Annotated in this window: 12 protein-coding genes; 7 read left to right on the top strand and 5 right to left on the bottom strand. The window is 73.9% G+C overall.

Features of this window, described 5'->3' with window-relative positions:
* The first annotated feature begins 43 nt into the window (after positions 1–43).
* The 4 genes from IH09_RS22620 (at position 44) to IH09_RS22605 (ending at position 3,759) form a co-directional block, all read left to right on the top strand.
* Positions 44–1,195: a lipid-transfer protein gene (locus IH09_RS22620; protein ID WP_052859277.1), complete on the top strand. Its 1,152-nt coding sequence runs from the start codon at positions 44–46 to the stop codon at positions 1,193–1,195.
* Positions 1,196–1,402: 207 nt separating this feature from the next.
* Positions 1,403–1,912, top strand: a complete 510-nt coding sequence (locus tag IH09_RS22615; RefSeq protein WP_318279520.1) for a Zn-ribbon domain-containing OB-fold protein — start codon at positions 1,403–1,405, stop codon at positions 1,910–1,912.
* The gene (locus IH09_RS22610) at positions 1,909–2,691 is read left to right on the top strand and encodes an enoyl-CoA hydratase/isomerase family protein (RefSeq protein ID WP_052859276.1); all 783 of its coding nucleotides are present in this window, start codon (positions 1,909–1,911) and stop codon (positions 2,689–2,691) included. The genes IH09_RS22615 and IH09_RS22610 overlap by 4 nt, the downstream gene beginning before the upstream one ends.
* Positions 2,692–2,901: 210 nt before the next feature.
* Positions 2,902–3,759 carry a hypothetical protein gene (locus tag IH09_RS22605; protein ID WP_318279519.1) on the top strand — a complete coding sequence of 286 codons (858 nt, stop codon included), beginning with the start codon at positions 2,902–2,904 and terminating at the stop codon, positions 3,757–3,759.
* A gap of 65 nt (positions 3,760–3,824) precedes the next feature.
* On the opposite strand, the gene IH09_RS22600 is transcribed toward IH09_RS22605, so the two are convergent.
* Both IH09_RS22600 and IH09_RS22595 read right to left on the bottom strand, forming a co-directional pair.
* Positions 3,825–6,440, bottom strand: a complete 2,616-nt coding sequence (locus IH09_RS22600; protein WP_052859274.1) for a serine/threonine-protein kinase — start codon at positions 6,438–6,440, stop codon at positions 3,825–3,827.
* Positions 6,441–6,837: 397 nt separating this feature from the next.
* A complete protein-coding gene (locus IH09_RS22595) occupies positions 6,838–7,602 on the bottom strand; it encodes a VOC family protein (protein WP_052859273.1) in 765 nt (254 codons plus the stop codon).
* A 378-nt stretch (positions 7,603–7,980) separates the two neighbouring features.
* On the opposite strand from IH09_RS22595, the gene IH09_RS22590 reads away from it, so the two are divergent.
* The gene (locus IH09_RS22590; RefSeq protein WP_052859272.1) at positions 7,981–8,628 is read left to right on the top strand and encodes a TetR family transcriptional regulator; all 648 of its coding nucleotides are present in this window, start codon (positions 7,981–7,983) and stop codon (positions 8,626–8,628) included.
* Between the two features lie 428 nt (positions 8,629–9,056).
* Here the strand turns inward: IH09_RS22590 and IH09_RS22585 are convergent, their stop codons facing one another.
* On the bottom strand, positions 9,057–9,509 hold the full coding sequence (locus tag IH09_RS22585; protein WP_052859271.1) for a nitroreductase family deazaflavin-dependent oxidoreductase: 453 nt from the start codon (positions 9,507–9,509) through the stop codon (positions 9,057–9,059).
* 26 nt (positions 9,510–9,535) lie between these two features.
* Positions 9,536–10,840, bottom strand: coding sequence for an acyl-CoA dehydrogenase family protein (locus IH09_RS22580; RefSeq protein WP_052859270.1), 1,305 nt, complete (start codon positions 10,838–10,840; stop codon positions 9,536–9,538).
* A 261-nt stretch (positions 10,841–11,101) separates the two neighbouring features.
* Here IH09_RS22580 and IH09_RS22575 point away from each other — a divergent pair, with 261 nt between their 5' ends.
* On the top strand, positions 11,102–12,310 hold the full coding sequence (locus tag IH09_RS22575; protein WP_110952514.1) for a thiolase C-terminal domain-containing protein: 1,209 nt from the start codon (positions 11,102–11,104) through the stop codon (positions 12,308–12,310).
* A 50-nt stretch (positions 12,311–12,360) separates the two neighbouring features.
* Here the strand turns inward: IH09_RS22575 and IH09_RS22570 are convergent, their stop codons facing one another.
* Positions 12,361–13,509: a macrolide family glycosyltransferase gene (locus tag IH09_RS22570; RefSeq protein ID WP_052859320.1), complete on the bottom strand. Its 1,149-nt coding sequence runs from the start codon at positions 13,507–13,509 to the stop codon at positions 12,361–12,363.
* Positions 13,510–13,911: 402 nt separating this feature from the next.
* Between IH09_RS22570 and IH09_RS22565 the strand changes: the two genes are divergently transcribed.
* On the top strand, positions 13,912–14,661 hold the full coding sequence (locus IH09_RS22565) for a pyridoxine/pyridoxamine 5'-phosphate oxidase (protein ID WP_094791318.1): 750 nt from the start codon (positions 13,912–13,914) through the stop codon (positions 14,659–14,661).
* Positions 14,662–14,880: the final 219 nt, after the last annotated feature.

The raw sequence follows: 14,880 nt of genomic DNA, 5'->3' as shown, positions 1-14,880 counted from the left end.
CCTCCTCCGCTGTCAGCACTGGCGACCGAGCACGGAGGTGGCGATGGGGGCGACCCTCAAGGACGCTACGGCGATAGTCGGCATCGGACAGACCCCCTTCGCCAAACACCTCCCGGAGTCCGAGAAGGCGCTGGCCTGCCGGGCGGTCCTCGCGGCGCTGGACGATGCCGGTATCGCCCCTTCGGAAGTGGACGCCTTCGCCTCCTACACCATGGAGGAGACCGACGAGGTCGAGATCGCCAAGGCCATCGGCGCCGGCGAGGTCACGCACTTCTCCAAGGTCGGCTACGGCGGCGGCGGTTCCTGCGCGACGGTGGCGCATCTGGCCGCCGCCATCGCCACCGGGCAGGCGAGCGTCGGCGTCGCCTGGCGGTCGCGCAAACGCGGCTCGGGACCGCGGCCCTGGAAGAACACCCAGGCGCAGCTGCCGACCCCGGGGCAGTGGACCAGGCCCTTCGGACTGCTGCGCCCCGCCGATGAGATCGGCATGCTGGCCCGCCGCTATATGCACGAGTACGGCGCCACCCGCGACCATCTCTTCAATGTCGCGCTCGCCTGCCGCAACCGGGCCAACCAGAACCCGGACGCGATCATGTACGACCGTCCGCTGACCCGCGAGATGTACATGACCGCCCGCTGGATCAGCGAGCCGCTCTGCCTCTTCGACAACTGCCTGGAGACCGACGGCGCCCTGGCCTGCGTCATCGTCTCCGCGGAGCGCGCCCGCGACTGCCGCCAACGGCCCGTCTACGTCCACTCCGCGGCCCAGGGCCTGCCCGCCCAGCACCACGGCATGGTCAACTACTGGAACGACGACCCGCTCACCGGACCTGCCTGGACCGCCGCCCGGCACCTGTGGAAGGGCGCCGACCTGGGACCGCAGGACGTCGACGTGGCACAGATCTATGACGCGTTCACCCCCCTGATCCCCCTCTCCCTGGAGGGCTACGGCTTCTGCGGGCGCGGCGAGGGCGCGGCCTTCACCGAGGGCGGCGCCCTGGAGATCGGCGGCCGGCTGCCTCTCAACACCGGTGGCGGCGGCCTCTCGGAGGCGTACGTACACGGTTTCAACCTCATCACCGAAGGCGTCAAGCAACTGCGCGGCACCAGCACCGCGCAGGTCCCGGACGCCGCCACCTGCCTGGTCACCGCGGGCGAGGGCGTCCCCACCTCCGCCCTGCTGCTGAGGAGTTGAGACGCGATGAGCACTGGTGAACCCGCCCGGCGGAGCACCCGCGGCACCACCCGGAAGACCACCGACAGCACCACCCGGAAGGCCGTTGCCGCCCGGAAGACGGCCGACTCCCGGAAAGCTGCCGACGCCCGGAAGACCGCCGGCTCCCCCGAGCCCGCCGACGCATCCGCTCGTGAATCCATGGCACCCGACCCCCCTCGTGCGACCGTGACCACGATCGTGACAGCCACCACTGACAATCGGCCCGGGACCGGCGGTGACCTGCTGCTTCCCGTCCCCGACGAGGACCTGCTGAGCCCCGTCCCCGACGAGGACGGCGCACCGTTCTGGGAGTACGCCGCGCGCGGCGAACTCCGCGTCCAGACCTGCACCGCCTGCGACGCCCCCCGCTTCCCGCCCCGCCCCTGCTGCCCGCACTGCCAGTCCTTCGACAGCCACTGGCGGCGGATGAGCGGACGCGGCCGCATCTGGTCCTACGTCCGGCCGCACCCCCCGCTGCTGCCCGCCTACGCCGCCCAGGCGCCGTACAACGTGATCCTCGTGGAGCTGGCCGACGCCCCGCGCATCCGGCTCGTCGGCAACCTCGTCACCGCCGCGGACGCCGCCCTGGACTCCGTCGATCCGGCGCGGCTGCGCATCGGCGCCCCGGTGAAGGTCGCGTTCCACACCCTGCCGGGCGGTATGACCGTGCCCCGCTGGCTCCTGGAGCGGCCATGACGGTCCGTACGGAGATCGCGGACGGGGTCGCGCTGGTCACCCTCGACCGGCCCGCCCGGCACAACGCCATCGACCTGGCCACCGCCGGCGAACTCGCCGCCACCTGGCGGGCGTTCCGCTCCGACGACGCGGTACGGGCCGCGGTCCTCACCGGCGCCGGTGGCCGCGCCTTCAGCACCGGTATCGACCGCTCCGTCGAGGTCCCCCAGCCGGCCTCGCCCTTCTCCCTGGACGACCCGCTGCTCCGCATCGGCCCGAAGACGAACGACCTGTGGAAGCCGGTCGTCGCCGCGGTGGACGGGATGGCCTGCGGCGGGGCCTTCTACCTCCTGGGCGAGGCCGAGTTCATCGTCGCGTCCACCACCGCCACCTTCTTCGACCCGCACACCACCTACGGGATGGTCAGCGCCTACGAGGCCATCCACATGGCGCAGCGGATGCCGTTCGGGGAGGTCGCCAGGATGTCCCTGATGGGGACGGCGGAACGGCTCGGCGCCGCGCGCGCGTACGAGATCGGGCTGGTCTCCGAACTGGCCGAGCCCGGCGCCGTGACCGCGGCGGCGCTGCGCTGCGCGGCCGTCCTCGCCGCGCAGCCGACCGAGGCGGTCCAGGGCACCGTACGGGCCCTGTGGGCCGCCAAGGAGGCGGTCCGCGCGCAGGCGCTGGCACACGCCCCGCAGCTGATCGCGCTCGGAAACCTGCCGCCGGACCGCCAGGCGGAGCTGTTCCGCGCCCGGCGGCAGTCCGGCACGGAGGCGCCGGACTTCCGGGTGCGCTGAGTTACGGGTGCGCTGAGTTACGGGTGGTGCTGCCGGTGGTCGTCCGGGTGGTGCCGCAGACGGTCCGCCGGACCGGCCTCCCGCGTCCCCGAAGCACCCTCCGGATACCGCCTGACCTGTGGTGACGTTCCCGTCTAGCGGGCGCGGGCGGGCAGGCGTAGCGTCGTTCGCGGAGGACGTCCGGCCGACTCGAAGCGAGGCACGCCAGTGGTGCGCAACGTACTCGGATCCGTCATCGCCCTCATCGGAGCGGCGGCCGCCGTCTGGAGCCCCTTCCGTCCCTGGTACGACGGCCGTCACGGGCGCGATGTCCCGATCCAGGACCTCTTCAACGGCCTCACGGGTAACTCCGCCCCGCTCCTCGGCTCCCTCTTCCTCCCCATGGCCTTCGCCGCCCTGCTGACCCTGCTCGGCGTGGCGCTGCGCTCGCGGCTGCTCGTCGGCTTCGCGGCCTTGGTGGTGCTCGGCTTCACGATCTTGTGGATGGTCCGCCAGGGGCAGGCCGCGGGCGAGCTCACCGCCGGTACGGGCGGCCTGGGCGTCGGCGCGGCCAACGCCCTCGGCGGCGGCGCGGTCATGCTGCTCGGCGCGCTGATCATGCGCGGCGGGGGCCGCCGGTCCCGCGAGCGGCCCGACGGACGGCCCACCGACGAGCGGCACGGCGGCGGACGGTATGACGACGGCCGCTACGGCGAGGGCCCGTACGGCGACGGACGGTACGACGACGGTCAGCTCCGCAGCGAGCAGTACGGCGGTGGACAGTACGGCGGCGGGCAGTACGGAAGTGGACAGTACGACGGCGGCCAGTACGGGGGTGGGCAGTACGGCCCCGGACAAGCCGGGCACCCCGGAGGCCACGACGAGCGCGGGCCCTATCCGCCTCCGCCGGCCCCAGGCGCGGGCGGTCCCGTAGGGGGCTCCCATGTCGCGCCGGAGCCGTCCGCACCCTGGCGGCCGCCGGCCCCCACGCCTCCGGTGCAGTGGGGCCTGGGCCACGGACAGCAGGCGCCCCGCCCCGACTCCCCGGAGCCGCAGGACGACCGGGACCGGGACCGCGACCGGGAGTAGCGGCCACCACGGCGAGGAGCCACGGGAAGGAGGGTCTCGCTCTGCCGCCCGCCCGGCGACCCGCCCTACGGCCGCCGCGCCATCCCCGTCCCCTTCGCCGCGTCCAGCGCGTAGACGCAGCGGTCCTTGCTGCACGCGTAGACCACACCGCCGACCGCCACCGGCGAGCCGGTGATCTCACCGCCGGTCGCCAGCTTCCAGCGGAGCTGCCCGCCCATCGCGTCGAGCGTGTAGAGGCAGTGGTCGGCCGAGCCGAAGTGCACCCGGCCCTCGGCGACGACCGGTGCGCCGATCACCTCGGCGCCCGCCTGGAACCGCCAGCGGGGCGTACCGGTCACCGCGTCCAGCGTGTAGAGGGCGTGGCCGCTGCCCAGGTGGACGGCGCCGTGCGCGATCAGCACCGGCTCGGTCGACTGCCGCGGCTCGGTGGCGATCCGCCAGCGCTCGCGGCCGTCCGCCGCGTCCAGCGCGTAGACCGTGCCCAGATAGTCGGCCAGGTAGACCCCGCCGCCGGCGACGGCCGGACCCGGCGCGAAGGCCGGCGGGCTCACGAACGCCGCGGGCGCCTCGAAATGCCAGCGCAGCTCACCGCGCGCGATGTCGAGGGCCAGCACCCGGGTGCCGGCCACGACGTAGACCACACCGTCCGGTGCGGGCAGCAGCCGTACCGGCACCCCGCCGCAGGACGCCGCGTCGCCCACCGGATACGACCAGCGTTCGGCGCCGGTCCGCGCCTCCAGCGCCCTGAGCCGCGTATCGGCCCGGACGAACACCGTGCCGTCGTGCACCACGGGCCCGGCCTCGGCCGTCTCGAAATCGGTCTGGGCGCCGCCGATCTCCCACAGCAGCTCACCGTTGGCGGCCTCCCACGCCTGGACGCCGCCACCGCGCATACCGGTGACGACCGTGCCGCGGTCCACCTGGAGGGCGTAGACCCAGCCCTCGGTGTTCAGCCGCCAGCGGTCGGTACCGTCCGCGGCGTCCAGGGCGTACAGGCTCGGACCGTCCGACGCGTGGATGCGGCCGTCGGCGACGGCCATCGTCCAGGCCACGTCCCGGGTCTTGAACTGCCGCCGCCCACTGGCCACATCGAGGACGTGCACCTCGAAGGAGGTGACGTACAGCCGGTCGCCCGCGACGGCGGGGGTGCCCCACACCTCGTTCGACATCCGGAACCGCCAGGGGCGCCAGCGGCCCGGTTCGGCGGCGGGCGGCTCGGCCGGTGCGCCGTGCTGCGGTGCGGCGCCGGGGCCCCCGCCCACCGGGACGCCGTTGGCGGCGCCCTGCTGCGGCACCCCGGGCTGCGGCGCCCCGGCCGGGGGGCTGCCGCCGGGCGGCCGTACCCAGTTCGTCGCGGCACCGGCCTGCCCGCGCGGCTGCGGGTCGCGGCCGTCCGCGGCGCGCGGCCCCGGCCCTATCGGGGCGGGCGAGCCGCCGAGCCGGACCGGACCGCCGGGCCCGTCCGCCGGAGCGGCGGGCGCGACGGACGGCGGCGGTACGGAAGGCGCTGCGGGCGGCGGGGCGAGCGGTGGTGCGGCGGCCGGCGGGGCCGCGGAGACCGGAGTGGCGCGCGCCGGCGACAGGTCCGGGCCGAACGACGCGGCCTGCGGCATCGCCGGGCCCCGGGGATCGCCGCCGCGGTGCGCACCGGGGCCCGCGCCGACGTGACCGGGCCAGCCGGACCGGTCGGCGGCGCCCGCCGGGGCGTGCGCGGGCCGCGGCGGCGGCGCCTGACCGCCTCCCGAGCCGCGCCGGTCGTCCTTGGGGAGGGAGGTACGGCCGCCGCGCCGCCCCTCTATCAGGGCGACCGCACCGGCCGGCAGCCAGGCCGAGGCCGTACCGCTGTCGTCGCTGCCGGAGCCGAAGAGATGCGGTGCGAGCTGGGACTGGAGGTCGGCGGGCGACGGCCGGTGGGCCGCCTCCCTCTGCATACAGGACTCCAGCAGCGGACGCAGTTCGTCCGGCAGCCCGGCCAGGTCGGGGCCCTCCCGGAGCAGCATGAAGACGGTTTCGACGGGGTTGGCGCCGTGGAAGGGGGCGTGGCCGGTGGCGGCGAAGACGAGCGTCGAGCCGAGGGAGAAGACATCGCTCGCGCCCGTCACGCTGCGCGAGTCGCGGGCCTGTTCGGGCGACATATAGGCCGGAGTGCCCACGGCCACATTGGTCATCGTCAGACGGGTGTTGGAGACCCCGGAGGCGATCCCGAAGTCGATCACCCGGGGGCCGTCCTCGACGACCAGGACGTTCGAGGGTTTGAGGTCCCGGTGCACCAGCCCCGCGCCGTGGATGGACTGGAGCGCCTCGGCGATACCGGCCGCCAGCCACCGCACCGCCTGGGCCGGCAGCGGCCCGCAGTCGTTGACGATCTCCTCCAGCGAGGGGGCGGGGACGTAGGCCGTCGCCAGCCACGGCACCGCCGCGCGGGGGTCGGCGTCCACCACCGCGGCGGTGTAGAAGCCGCTGACCGCGCGGGCCGCCTCGACCTCGCGGGTGAAGCGCACCCGGAACAGCTGGTCCTCGGCCAGCTCCGTGCGCACCGTCTTGATCGCGACGCGCCGGCCGGACGCCGAACGCGCCAGATAGACCAGCCCCATGCCGCCGGCCCCGAGACGGCCGAGCACCTCGAACGGGCCGATCCGCCGGGGATCGTGCTGCGTCAGCTGCGTCAGCTGCTCCACCATTTGCCTGCCACCTCCCCGTGGGGCGAAAACGACTCTCAAAGCCACAAGCCACCGAGAGCCCCTGCCCCGTGCAGCGTCTCACCGCTCGGCCGAAACGGCCGTACGGGTGCTGATTCTTCCTGGCCGGGCCACCGGTTGCGAACCCGGGGGCCGCCCGCCGTGTCACGGATCACTCCCGCGCCGCCCTCGGCCCGCCCGTCACCCCGGACGCCCGGTCCCCGCCCGACGTGCTGCGATACATCCGGCGGGAGCGGACGCGAGGGGATACCGGCCGGTTCGGGCCCGTATGCCACCCGTATGCCGCCCGTCCCACCGGTCCGGCCGTTCCCGTCGGCGCACCGCCGTACCCGCCCGCGGGGCCGGTGCCGCCACCGGCGTAATTCCGCGCGGCCGGGGGTTATTTCGGGGCCATGACGCCGAAGGTGGCGCCCTGATCGTCCCGGAGGACCGCGTACGGGCCGCCCGGCGTCTCCGTGGGCTCGACGACGACGCTGCCGCCGAGGCCGGTCGCGGTCCGTACCGCGGCCGCCAGCTCCGCGACGAGGAAGGAGACGGTGAAATGCGCCGGCACATGTGCCGGGAACCCCTCGCCCATGGTGATGCGGCAGCCGATCTCACCCGGCCGCCCGGCCAGCCGCCAGGGGAGGAAACCGGGGCGCGCCATCGGGCTGTCGGGGACGCCCTCGAAGCCGAAGACCTTCCCGTAGAAGGCGTCGGACGCGTCGGGGTGGCGGGTGTGGAGCGCCATCCAGAGGTATCCGCCGGGCTCCTGCGCCGTCTCGAAGCCCTGGTGCGTACCGGCCTGCCAGGCGCCGAAGACCGCACCGGCCGGGTCCACGGCGATCAGCATCGAGCCGAGGTCGCCGAGCCGCATCGGCTCGGCGAAGATCCGTCCGCCCGCCTCGCAGATCGCGGCGCCGGTCCGCCGGATGTCATCGGTCGCGAAGTACAGCCCCCAGGCGGTCGGCATCGACGCGTTTTCCCGGGGCATCAGCCCGGCGGCCCTTTTGCCGTTGCGGAATGCCTGGGTGTATCCGCCGAACTCGGGGGCGCCTTCGGAGAAGGTCCAGCCGAAGAGTTCGCCGTAGAAGCGCTTGCCCTTGCCGAGATCGGGCAGCATGACGTCCGCCCAGCAAGGGGCACCCTCCGCATATGCAGCCATATGCCCAAGCTAGCGCCGGTTCACGGACCCCGCCCGACGGGAATCCGAACGCGTGATCTATATCTCAGAATGAGATCACCGAAACCGCGTGTCGTACATCGACACCCAACACATCACCTTCCGCGCGGACTTACCGACGCACCGCACACACACCGCACACACAGACCGCACACTTATCCACCATGACTGTCCACAGCCTGTTGATAAGACCATTCACCGGTTCGGACCAAAGGGTTCCGCCGAGAGCCGGTACCGTACGCGAGGGCGCCGCCCGCACCACCACCGGGGCGGTAAGCCGGGTTCCGTATCCCGAACTCCCCGCTCCCCATTTGCAGGCAGTCAAATCGCGCTCCGATCACCCCTCGGTAAGCTGACGGCATGACAGGACAAGTTCGAACCGTCGACGGCAGAGTTGCCGGCCGCCGTGGACAGGCGACGCGGCAGAAGCTGCTCGACTGCCTCAGCGAAATGCTCAGTTCATCCCCGTACCGGGACGTCAAGGTCATCGACGTGGCCCGAAAAGCGGGCACTTCACCCGCTACCTTCTATCAGTACTTCCCCGACGTGGAAGGCGCCGTCCTCGAAATCGCCGAGGAGATGGCCAAAGAGGGCGCCGAGCTGACCGGCCTTGTCGCGGGACGTTCCTGGGTGGGAAAGTCCGGCTGGCAGGCGGCGGAGGAGCTGGTCGACGGCTTCCTCTCCTTCTGGCGCAGCCACGACGCCATTCTGCGCGTCGTCGACCTGGGAGCGGCCGAGGGCGACAAGCGGTTCTACAAGATCCGCATGAAGATCCTCAATGCCGTCACCAACTCCCTTACGGACTCCATCAAGGAGCTCCAGAGCAAGAACAAGGTCGACAAGGACGTCAGCGCGGCGGCCATGGCCGGATCGATCGTCGCGATGCTGGCCGCGGTCGCCGGGCACCAGAAGGGTTTCCAGAGCTGGGGCGTCAAACAGACCGAACTCAAGCCCAATCTGGCGCTGCTGGTGCATTTCGGCGTCACCGGCAAGAAGCCGACGAAATAATCGGCGGCAGCGCCGGCACGGCCCGCACAGGCGGCACCACCCCGGAATCAGCGGATCCGGAATCGGCGGAGCCGGTCGAGCGGCCGGAATCAGCGAAGCCGACGGAGCCGGCCGAGCTGCCGGAATTCCCCACGGAATCGCTTACGTAATCGCCAACGGAAACGCTGCCGGAATCACCGGCGGAATCACCGCGCGGGGCAGTTTCGCCGTCCGCCCCGCATACCGCCCCGCACGTACCCCGCATCCGTCCTGACATGGCTTCACAACTGCACACACGGCGGGTGTCCCCCGGCCCCGCCGGGGTACGCACGGCACCCGCTGCGCATCCGCGGCCGACGCCGCGGCCCACCGGCCCCCGCCACCGGCGAGCACGGCACCGCGGTGGACGGGTGTGGCACCGGAGTGACGGCCCGGCACCGCCGGTCCGGTCAGCGCCGCTCCAGCCGGAACAGCCGGATCTCCCGCGCCACCCGCGCCTGATACGCGGCGTACGGGGGCCAGCGCGCGACCGCCGCCCGCCAGGCCCGCGCCCGTTCCGCACCGGTGAGCAGCCGGGCCCGGACGGGAATGTCCCGGCCCCGCCAATTCATCTCCGCCTCCGGATGCTTGAGGAGATTGCCGGTCCAGGCCGGATGCCCCGGCCGGCCGAAGTTGCTGCCGATCAGCAGCCAGCCGCCGTCCCCGTCCGGCAGACACGCCAATGGCGTACGCCGTGGCAGGCCGCTTCTGGCGCCGGTCGCGGTCAGGATCGCCCCGGGCAGCAGCCGCGCGCTGAGCAGCACCCTGCCCCGGGTCAGCCGGTGCACCGTACGGTCCAGCGCGGGGACGACATGCGGCGCGAGCCGCGCGAACGCCCGGGTCGAGGAGACCCGCTGCACCATCCGCGCCGACCACTCCTCTGATGGCCTCACGCACCGGCCGCCTCTCGCGTCCCGGCCGTGAAGAGCCCGGCCTCCTCCGCCGCCCGCGCCCGCAGCCGGTGGACGGGCCCCAGCAGCAGTTCGTCGCAGGTCGCCCGCTTGAAGTAGAGGTGCGCGTCGTGCTCCCAGGTGAAGCCGATACCGCCGTGCAACTGCACCGCCTCGGCCGCCACCGCGCGCAGCGCCTCCAGCGCCTGCGCGAGCGCCAGCGCGCCCACCCCCGGTTCGGCCGCCCGCCGCACCAGCACCCCGCCCCGTCCGGCATCCGCCGCCGCCCGCGGCGGCGCGGCCCCCGCCGACCAGGCCGCGTAGTACGCCGCCGAGCGCGCCGCCTGCACTCGTACGTACAGGTCGGCGAGCCGGTGCTGTACGGCCTGGAAGGAGCCGATCGCCCGGCCGAACTGCTCGCGCTCCCGGACGTACGCGACGGTACGGGCCAGCGCCGTATCGGCCGTACCGACCGCCTCGGCCGCCAGCGCCGCGGCCGCCACCGCCCCGGTCGCCGCGAGCGCGGCCGCCACCGCAGCCCCGTCCCCGTCCCCCTCACCCAGCAACTCGGCGGGCACGTCGCGCAGTTCTATCCGCGCCTGCGGTCGGGTCTCGTCCAGCACGGTCTGCCGGGTCCGCACCAGTCCGGGCACCTCGCCCGGCCCGGCCGCCCGGCCGTCCGGGCTCTCCCCCCGCCCGGCCCGTACGAGGAAGAGCAGTGTGCGGCCACGGGCGAAACCGCCGGTGTGCGCCGCCACCAGCAGCACCTCCGCGGTGTGCCCGTCGAGTACCTGCCCGGCCTCCCCGTACAGCCGCCAGCCCCCCTCGTGCGCCCGCGCCTGGATTCCCCCGGCCCGGCCGCCGCCCGCCCAGTCGCCGTCGTTCGGCCCGGTCAGCGCGAGTGCGGTGGCCAGCCGGTCGCCCGGTACGGCCAGCGTCGCGGTCAGTTCCCCGGCGGCGATACCGGGCAGCAGTGCGGTGCGCTGCCGCTCGCTGCCCAGCGCCAGGATCAGCGGCGCGGCGAGCGCGGCGGTGGCGATCAGGGGTGACGGCAGCACCGCGCGGCCGGTCTCCTCGCAGATCAGGGCGAGTTCGGTGGGCCCGCAGCCGACCCCGCCGTACGCGGCGGGCAGCGCGAGCCCCGGCAGCCCGAGCTGCCCGGCCAGCCTGCGCCAGAGCGCCTCGTCGTAGCCCGCCGGGGTCCGCGCCGCCGCCTTGACCTCGTCCCCGCCGCAGTATTTGTGCAGCAGTTCGCGCAGCGTGCGGCGGATCTCGTCCTGCTCCTCGGTGAACGCGGCATCCATCGGCGGGCTCCTCCCGGCCGTACCACCACGCCCGTCCGGTCCGACGGGCGCGCCGACATCACACATCGCACATCAACTTTTCTGACGGGCCGTCATATTAAGCACGAACGGCTGACTTTCCTAGGCACGCGCAGCCACGTGCAGCCACGTGCGGCCACCCGCAGACCTGCGCCGGTACACGCGAGTACGCGGCCGCACCCGCCCGAGCCGGATCGCGCGAGACCCGGCCCACCCCCGCATATCTGATGTACCGTCAGATTCATGACTTCAGGGAGCCGCATCCCCGCCGGGAATCGCAAGGTCGCCGGGGTTCGCAAGGTCGCCGTCGCCGGAGTCGCCCTGTCCGACGGTGGACGCGTGGACGGCGCCACCCCCTACACCCTGCACGCCCAGGCCGCCCGCCGGGCGCTCGCCGACTCGGGTCTGGACCGCTCGGTGATCGACGGCTTCGCGTCGGCCGGCCTCGGCACCCTCGCGCCCGTCGAGGTCGCCGAATATCTGGGTCTCCGCCCCACCTGGGTCGATTCGACCTCGGTCGGCGGCGCCACCTGGGAGGTACTGACCGCGCACGCCGTCGACGCGATCGCCGCGGGCCACGCCAACGCCGTACTCCTCGTCTACGGTTCCACCGCCCGCGCCGATCTCAAGGCCGGGCGCCGTACCGCCAACCTCTCCTTCGGCACCCGCGGCCCGCTCCAGTTCGAGGCCCCCTACGGGCACACCCTGATCGCCAAATACGCCATGGCCGCCCGCCGCCATATGCACCAGTACGGCACGACCCTGGAGCAGTTGGCCCAGGTGGCCGTCCAGGCGCGCGCCAACGCGGCGGCCAACCCGGACGCCATGTACCGCGATCCGATCACCGTCGACGAGGTCCTCGACGGCCCGATGATCGCCGATCCGTTCACCAAACTGCACTGCTGCATCCGCTCCGACGGCGGCTGCGCGGTCCTGCTCGTCGCCGAGGACCACGTCCCCGACCTCGCCAAACCCCCGGTCTGGGTGCTCGGTTCCGGCACCGCCGTCTCGCACACCACCATGTCGGAGTGGGACGACTTCACCGTCTCACCGGCAGCGGTCTCCGGCCGGCTGGCCTTCGCCCGCGCCGGCGTCCGCCCGTCGGAGATCGACCTCGCCGAGATCTACGACGCCTTCACCTATATGACCCTGGTGACGCTGGAGGACCTGGGGTTCTGTGCGAAGGGCGAGGGCGGCGCGTTCGTCGAGGGGGGCCGCCTGCTGCGGGACGGCGCCCTGCCGGTCAACACCGACGGTGGCGGGCTGGCCGCCTGCCACCCCGGTATGCGCGGGCTGTTCCTGCTGGTCGAGGCGGTACGCCAGCTCCGCGGCGAAGCCGGCCAGGACCGCCAGGTCCACCGCCGCGACGGCCGCCTCCCGCAACTCGCCGTCGCCTCCGGCACGGGCGGCTGGTTCTGCTCGTCGGGGACGGTGGTGCTGGGGAGGGAGTAAGGGTTTCCCCCCCACTCCCTCCCCCGGTCAGGCGCCCGGGGCGCCCGGCGTCAGCCCAGCCGCTCCTCGATGAGGTCGGCGGCCCGGCGGGCGCCGCCCTCGGACCGGGCGTCCGCGCGCAGCCGCGCCGCGCGTTCGGCGACCCGCGGATCCGCGGTCAGCTCCGTCAGCGCCGTACGCAGCGCGTCCGCCGTGGCGTCCGCGGTGTCGAGACGGCGGGCGACCCCCAGCTCGACCAGCCGGTCGGCGTTCACGAACTGCTCGGCGCCCTGCGGTACGGCGATCATCGGCACACCGGTGAACAGCCCCTCGCTGCTGCCGCCCATCCCCGCGTGCGTGACGAACGCGTCCGCCTGCTCCAGAATCGCCAACTGCGGTATCCACGACCGGACTTCGATGTTGGCCGGTACGTCGCCCAGCTCCGCCGGATCGAGGTACTTGCCGATCTGAAGGACCACATGCCACCCCGGCAGACCGCCGAAGGCCGCCAGGCACCGCCGGTAGAACTCCGGCTGCCGCGTGAACGCCGAGCCCAGCGAGACCAGCAGCACCTTCTCGGCCCCGGCCGGCCGGTCCCAGCCGCCCTGCTCCGCACGGTCGCCGAAGCACGGTCCGACGAACGTCACCGCGTCGGAGTCGACCCGGTCCGCGTGCGGCTGCATGGCCCGCGGGATCATCGCCAGCGCCCGTCGCGGGTGGCCGGAGAACTCGTCCACATCCGTGGTGCGCGCACCGCACCCGGCCAGCCAGTCCGCGAACCGCGCCCGGTAGACATCGCCCCCCGGCAGCGCCGCGAAGGCCGCGCCGAACTCCTCCTGCGCACCCTCCCAGCCCACGAAGGTCGGCGACAGCTGGACGAGGTCCCGCCCCTGCGCCTCGGCCAGCGCGCGGGCGGCGTAGGCGCCGATGTCGTAGAGGTAGAGGTCGGCGGGGTCGTCGTCGTACGCGGCCCGCAGCTGCGGCAGTACCTCGATGGCGTCGTCCAGGAAGAGCGACGACGCGGCGACGGGGTCCTGCGGCCAGTTGTTGTCGACGACCGGGAGGGTGGAGGTGTAGCGCACGAACTCGGCGCCGGTGGTGGCGATCAGCTCGGCGGCGTGGTCGGTGTTGGCGTACGTCACCCGATGGCCACGGTCCACCAGCTCCCGCACGATCGCCAGGCTGGGCAGCACATGACTGACCATGGGCGTGCCGACCATGGCGATATGCGCGGGCCGCCGGGGGCCGGGGGACGGGGTTCCTGCCCGGGTGGCACGGCTGGGTCGGGTGGCATGGGTGGGATGGGTGTTGCTGGTCATGGGGATTCCTTCTGCGCAGAGCTACGGCGAATGACACGACAGCCCGACGACCCGGGCGGCACCGCGCGGCGACGGCTGCGGAGCCGGTCGCGCGCCGGGCGCACTTGGGCGCGGGCGGGGCACACCAGGGTGCGGGCGGGGCGGTGGAACCGCCCTCGGGGCTGTCAGCCGTAGATCTGGAAGAGGTGCATGCGGTGGAGCGTAACGGGGGGTCGGGAGTCGGGCCAGCGGTTTTTCCGCCCGTGCCACCAGGCCGTCCCTGCCCGCACCGGTCCGGACGCGCCGAGTCGTACGCTGCCTGGCATGGCCGAGCACCCCACGCACCACGACGCAGCCCGCCCCGCGGGCGGCGGCACCCGACCCGCCGACAGTGACGTCCGTCCCGACGCCGATGACGACGCCCGCGCGTTCCGCGAGCTGCTGCGCGGGCTGCGGGTCTGGGAGGCCGAGCTGCCCGCGTTCGATCCGGCGCGGGCCCCGGCCGAGCCGCTGCCGCTCTTCCGGCGGTGGCTGCGGGAGGCCGCCGAGGCCGGTGTCCCCGAGCCGCACACCATGACGCTCGCGACGGCGGACGCGGCCGGCGACCCCTCCGTACGGACCCTGATGCTGCACGACGCCGACGAGCGCGGCTGGCACTTCGCCTCGCACCGCGGCAGCCGCAAGGGCCGCGAGCTGGCCGCCCGCCCCCGGGCGGCGCTCGGCTTCTACTGGGCGGCGGTCGGCCGCCAGGTCCGTATCCGCGGGACGGTGACCGCGGCGGGCCCCGAGGAGAGCGCGGCCGATCTGCACCGCCGCTCCCCGGGGGCGCTGGCCGCCGCGCTGGTCGGACGGCAGAGCGAGGTCCTCGGCTCCACCGGGGAACTGGCCCGCGCCTCGGACGCCGCGTGGGAACGGGCCCGGCGCGAACCGGACGCCCCCGTACCGAGCTGGACGCTCTATGTGCTGCGCGCCGAGGAGGTCGAGTTCTTCCAGGGCGACGCGAGGCGGCGCCATGTGCGCCTCAATTACCGCTATGGGGGTGGTTGTTGGTGGCGGGAGCTGCTTTGGCCGTAGGGCTTCGCGGGGGGGCGTTATGCGGCGGGGGAGGCGGTACACGGCGGGGGCCGGTACGTCGCGGCGGCGACCGGGGCGCGGCGGCGGCCGGGGGCGCGGCGGCGGCCGGGGTGTCGGACCGGCCGGCACCGGACGGGCCGGCGTCGCGCGGGGCCGGTAGAGCCCGCAGCGGCCCGTCCCACGCCGCGGTCACCGCCGTCGCCGTCGCCGTCCCGCCCC

It is taken from the genome of Streptomyces celluloflavus (genome assembly GCA_000720995.1).
GTDB lineage: Bacteria > Actinomycetota > Actinomycetes > Streptomycetales > Streptomycetaceae > Streptomyces > Streptomyces celluloflavus.
The sequence above is the reverse complement of the archived record's forward strand: the minus strand, read 5'-3'. Positions and strand labels throughout refer to the sequence as shown.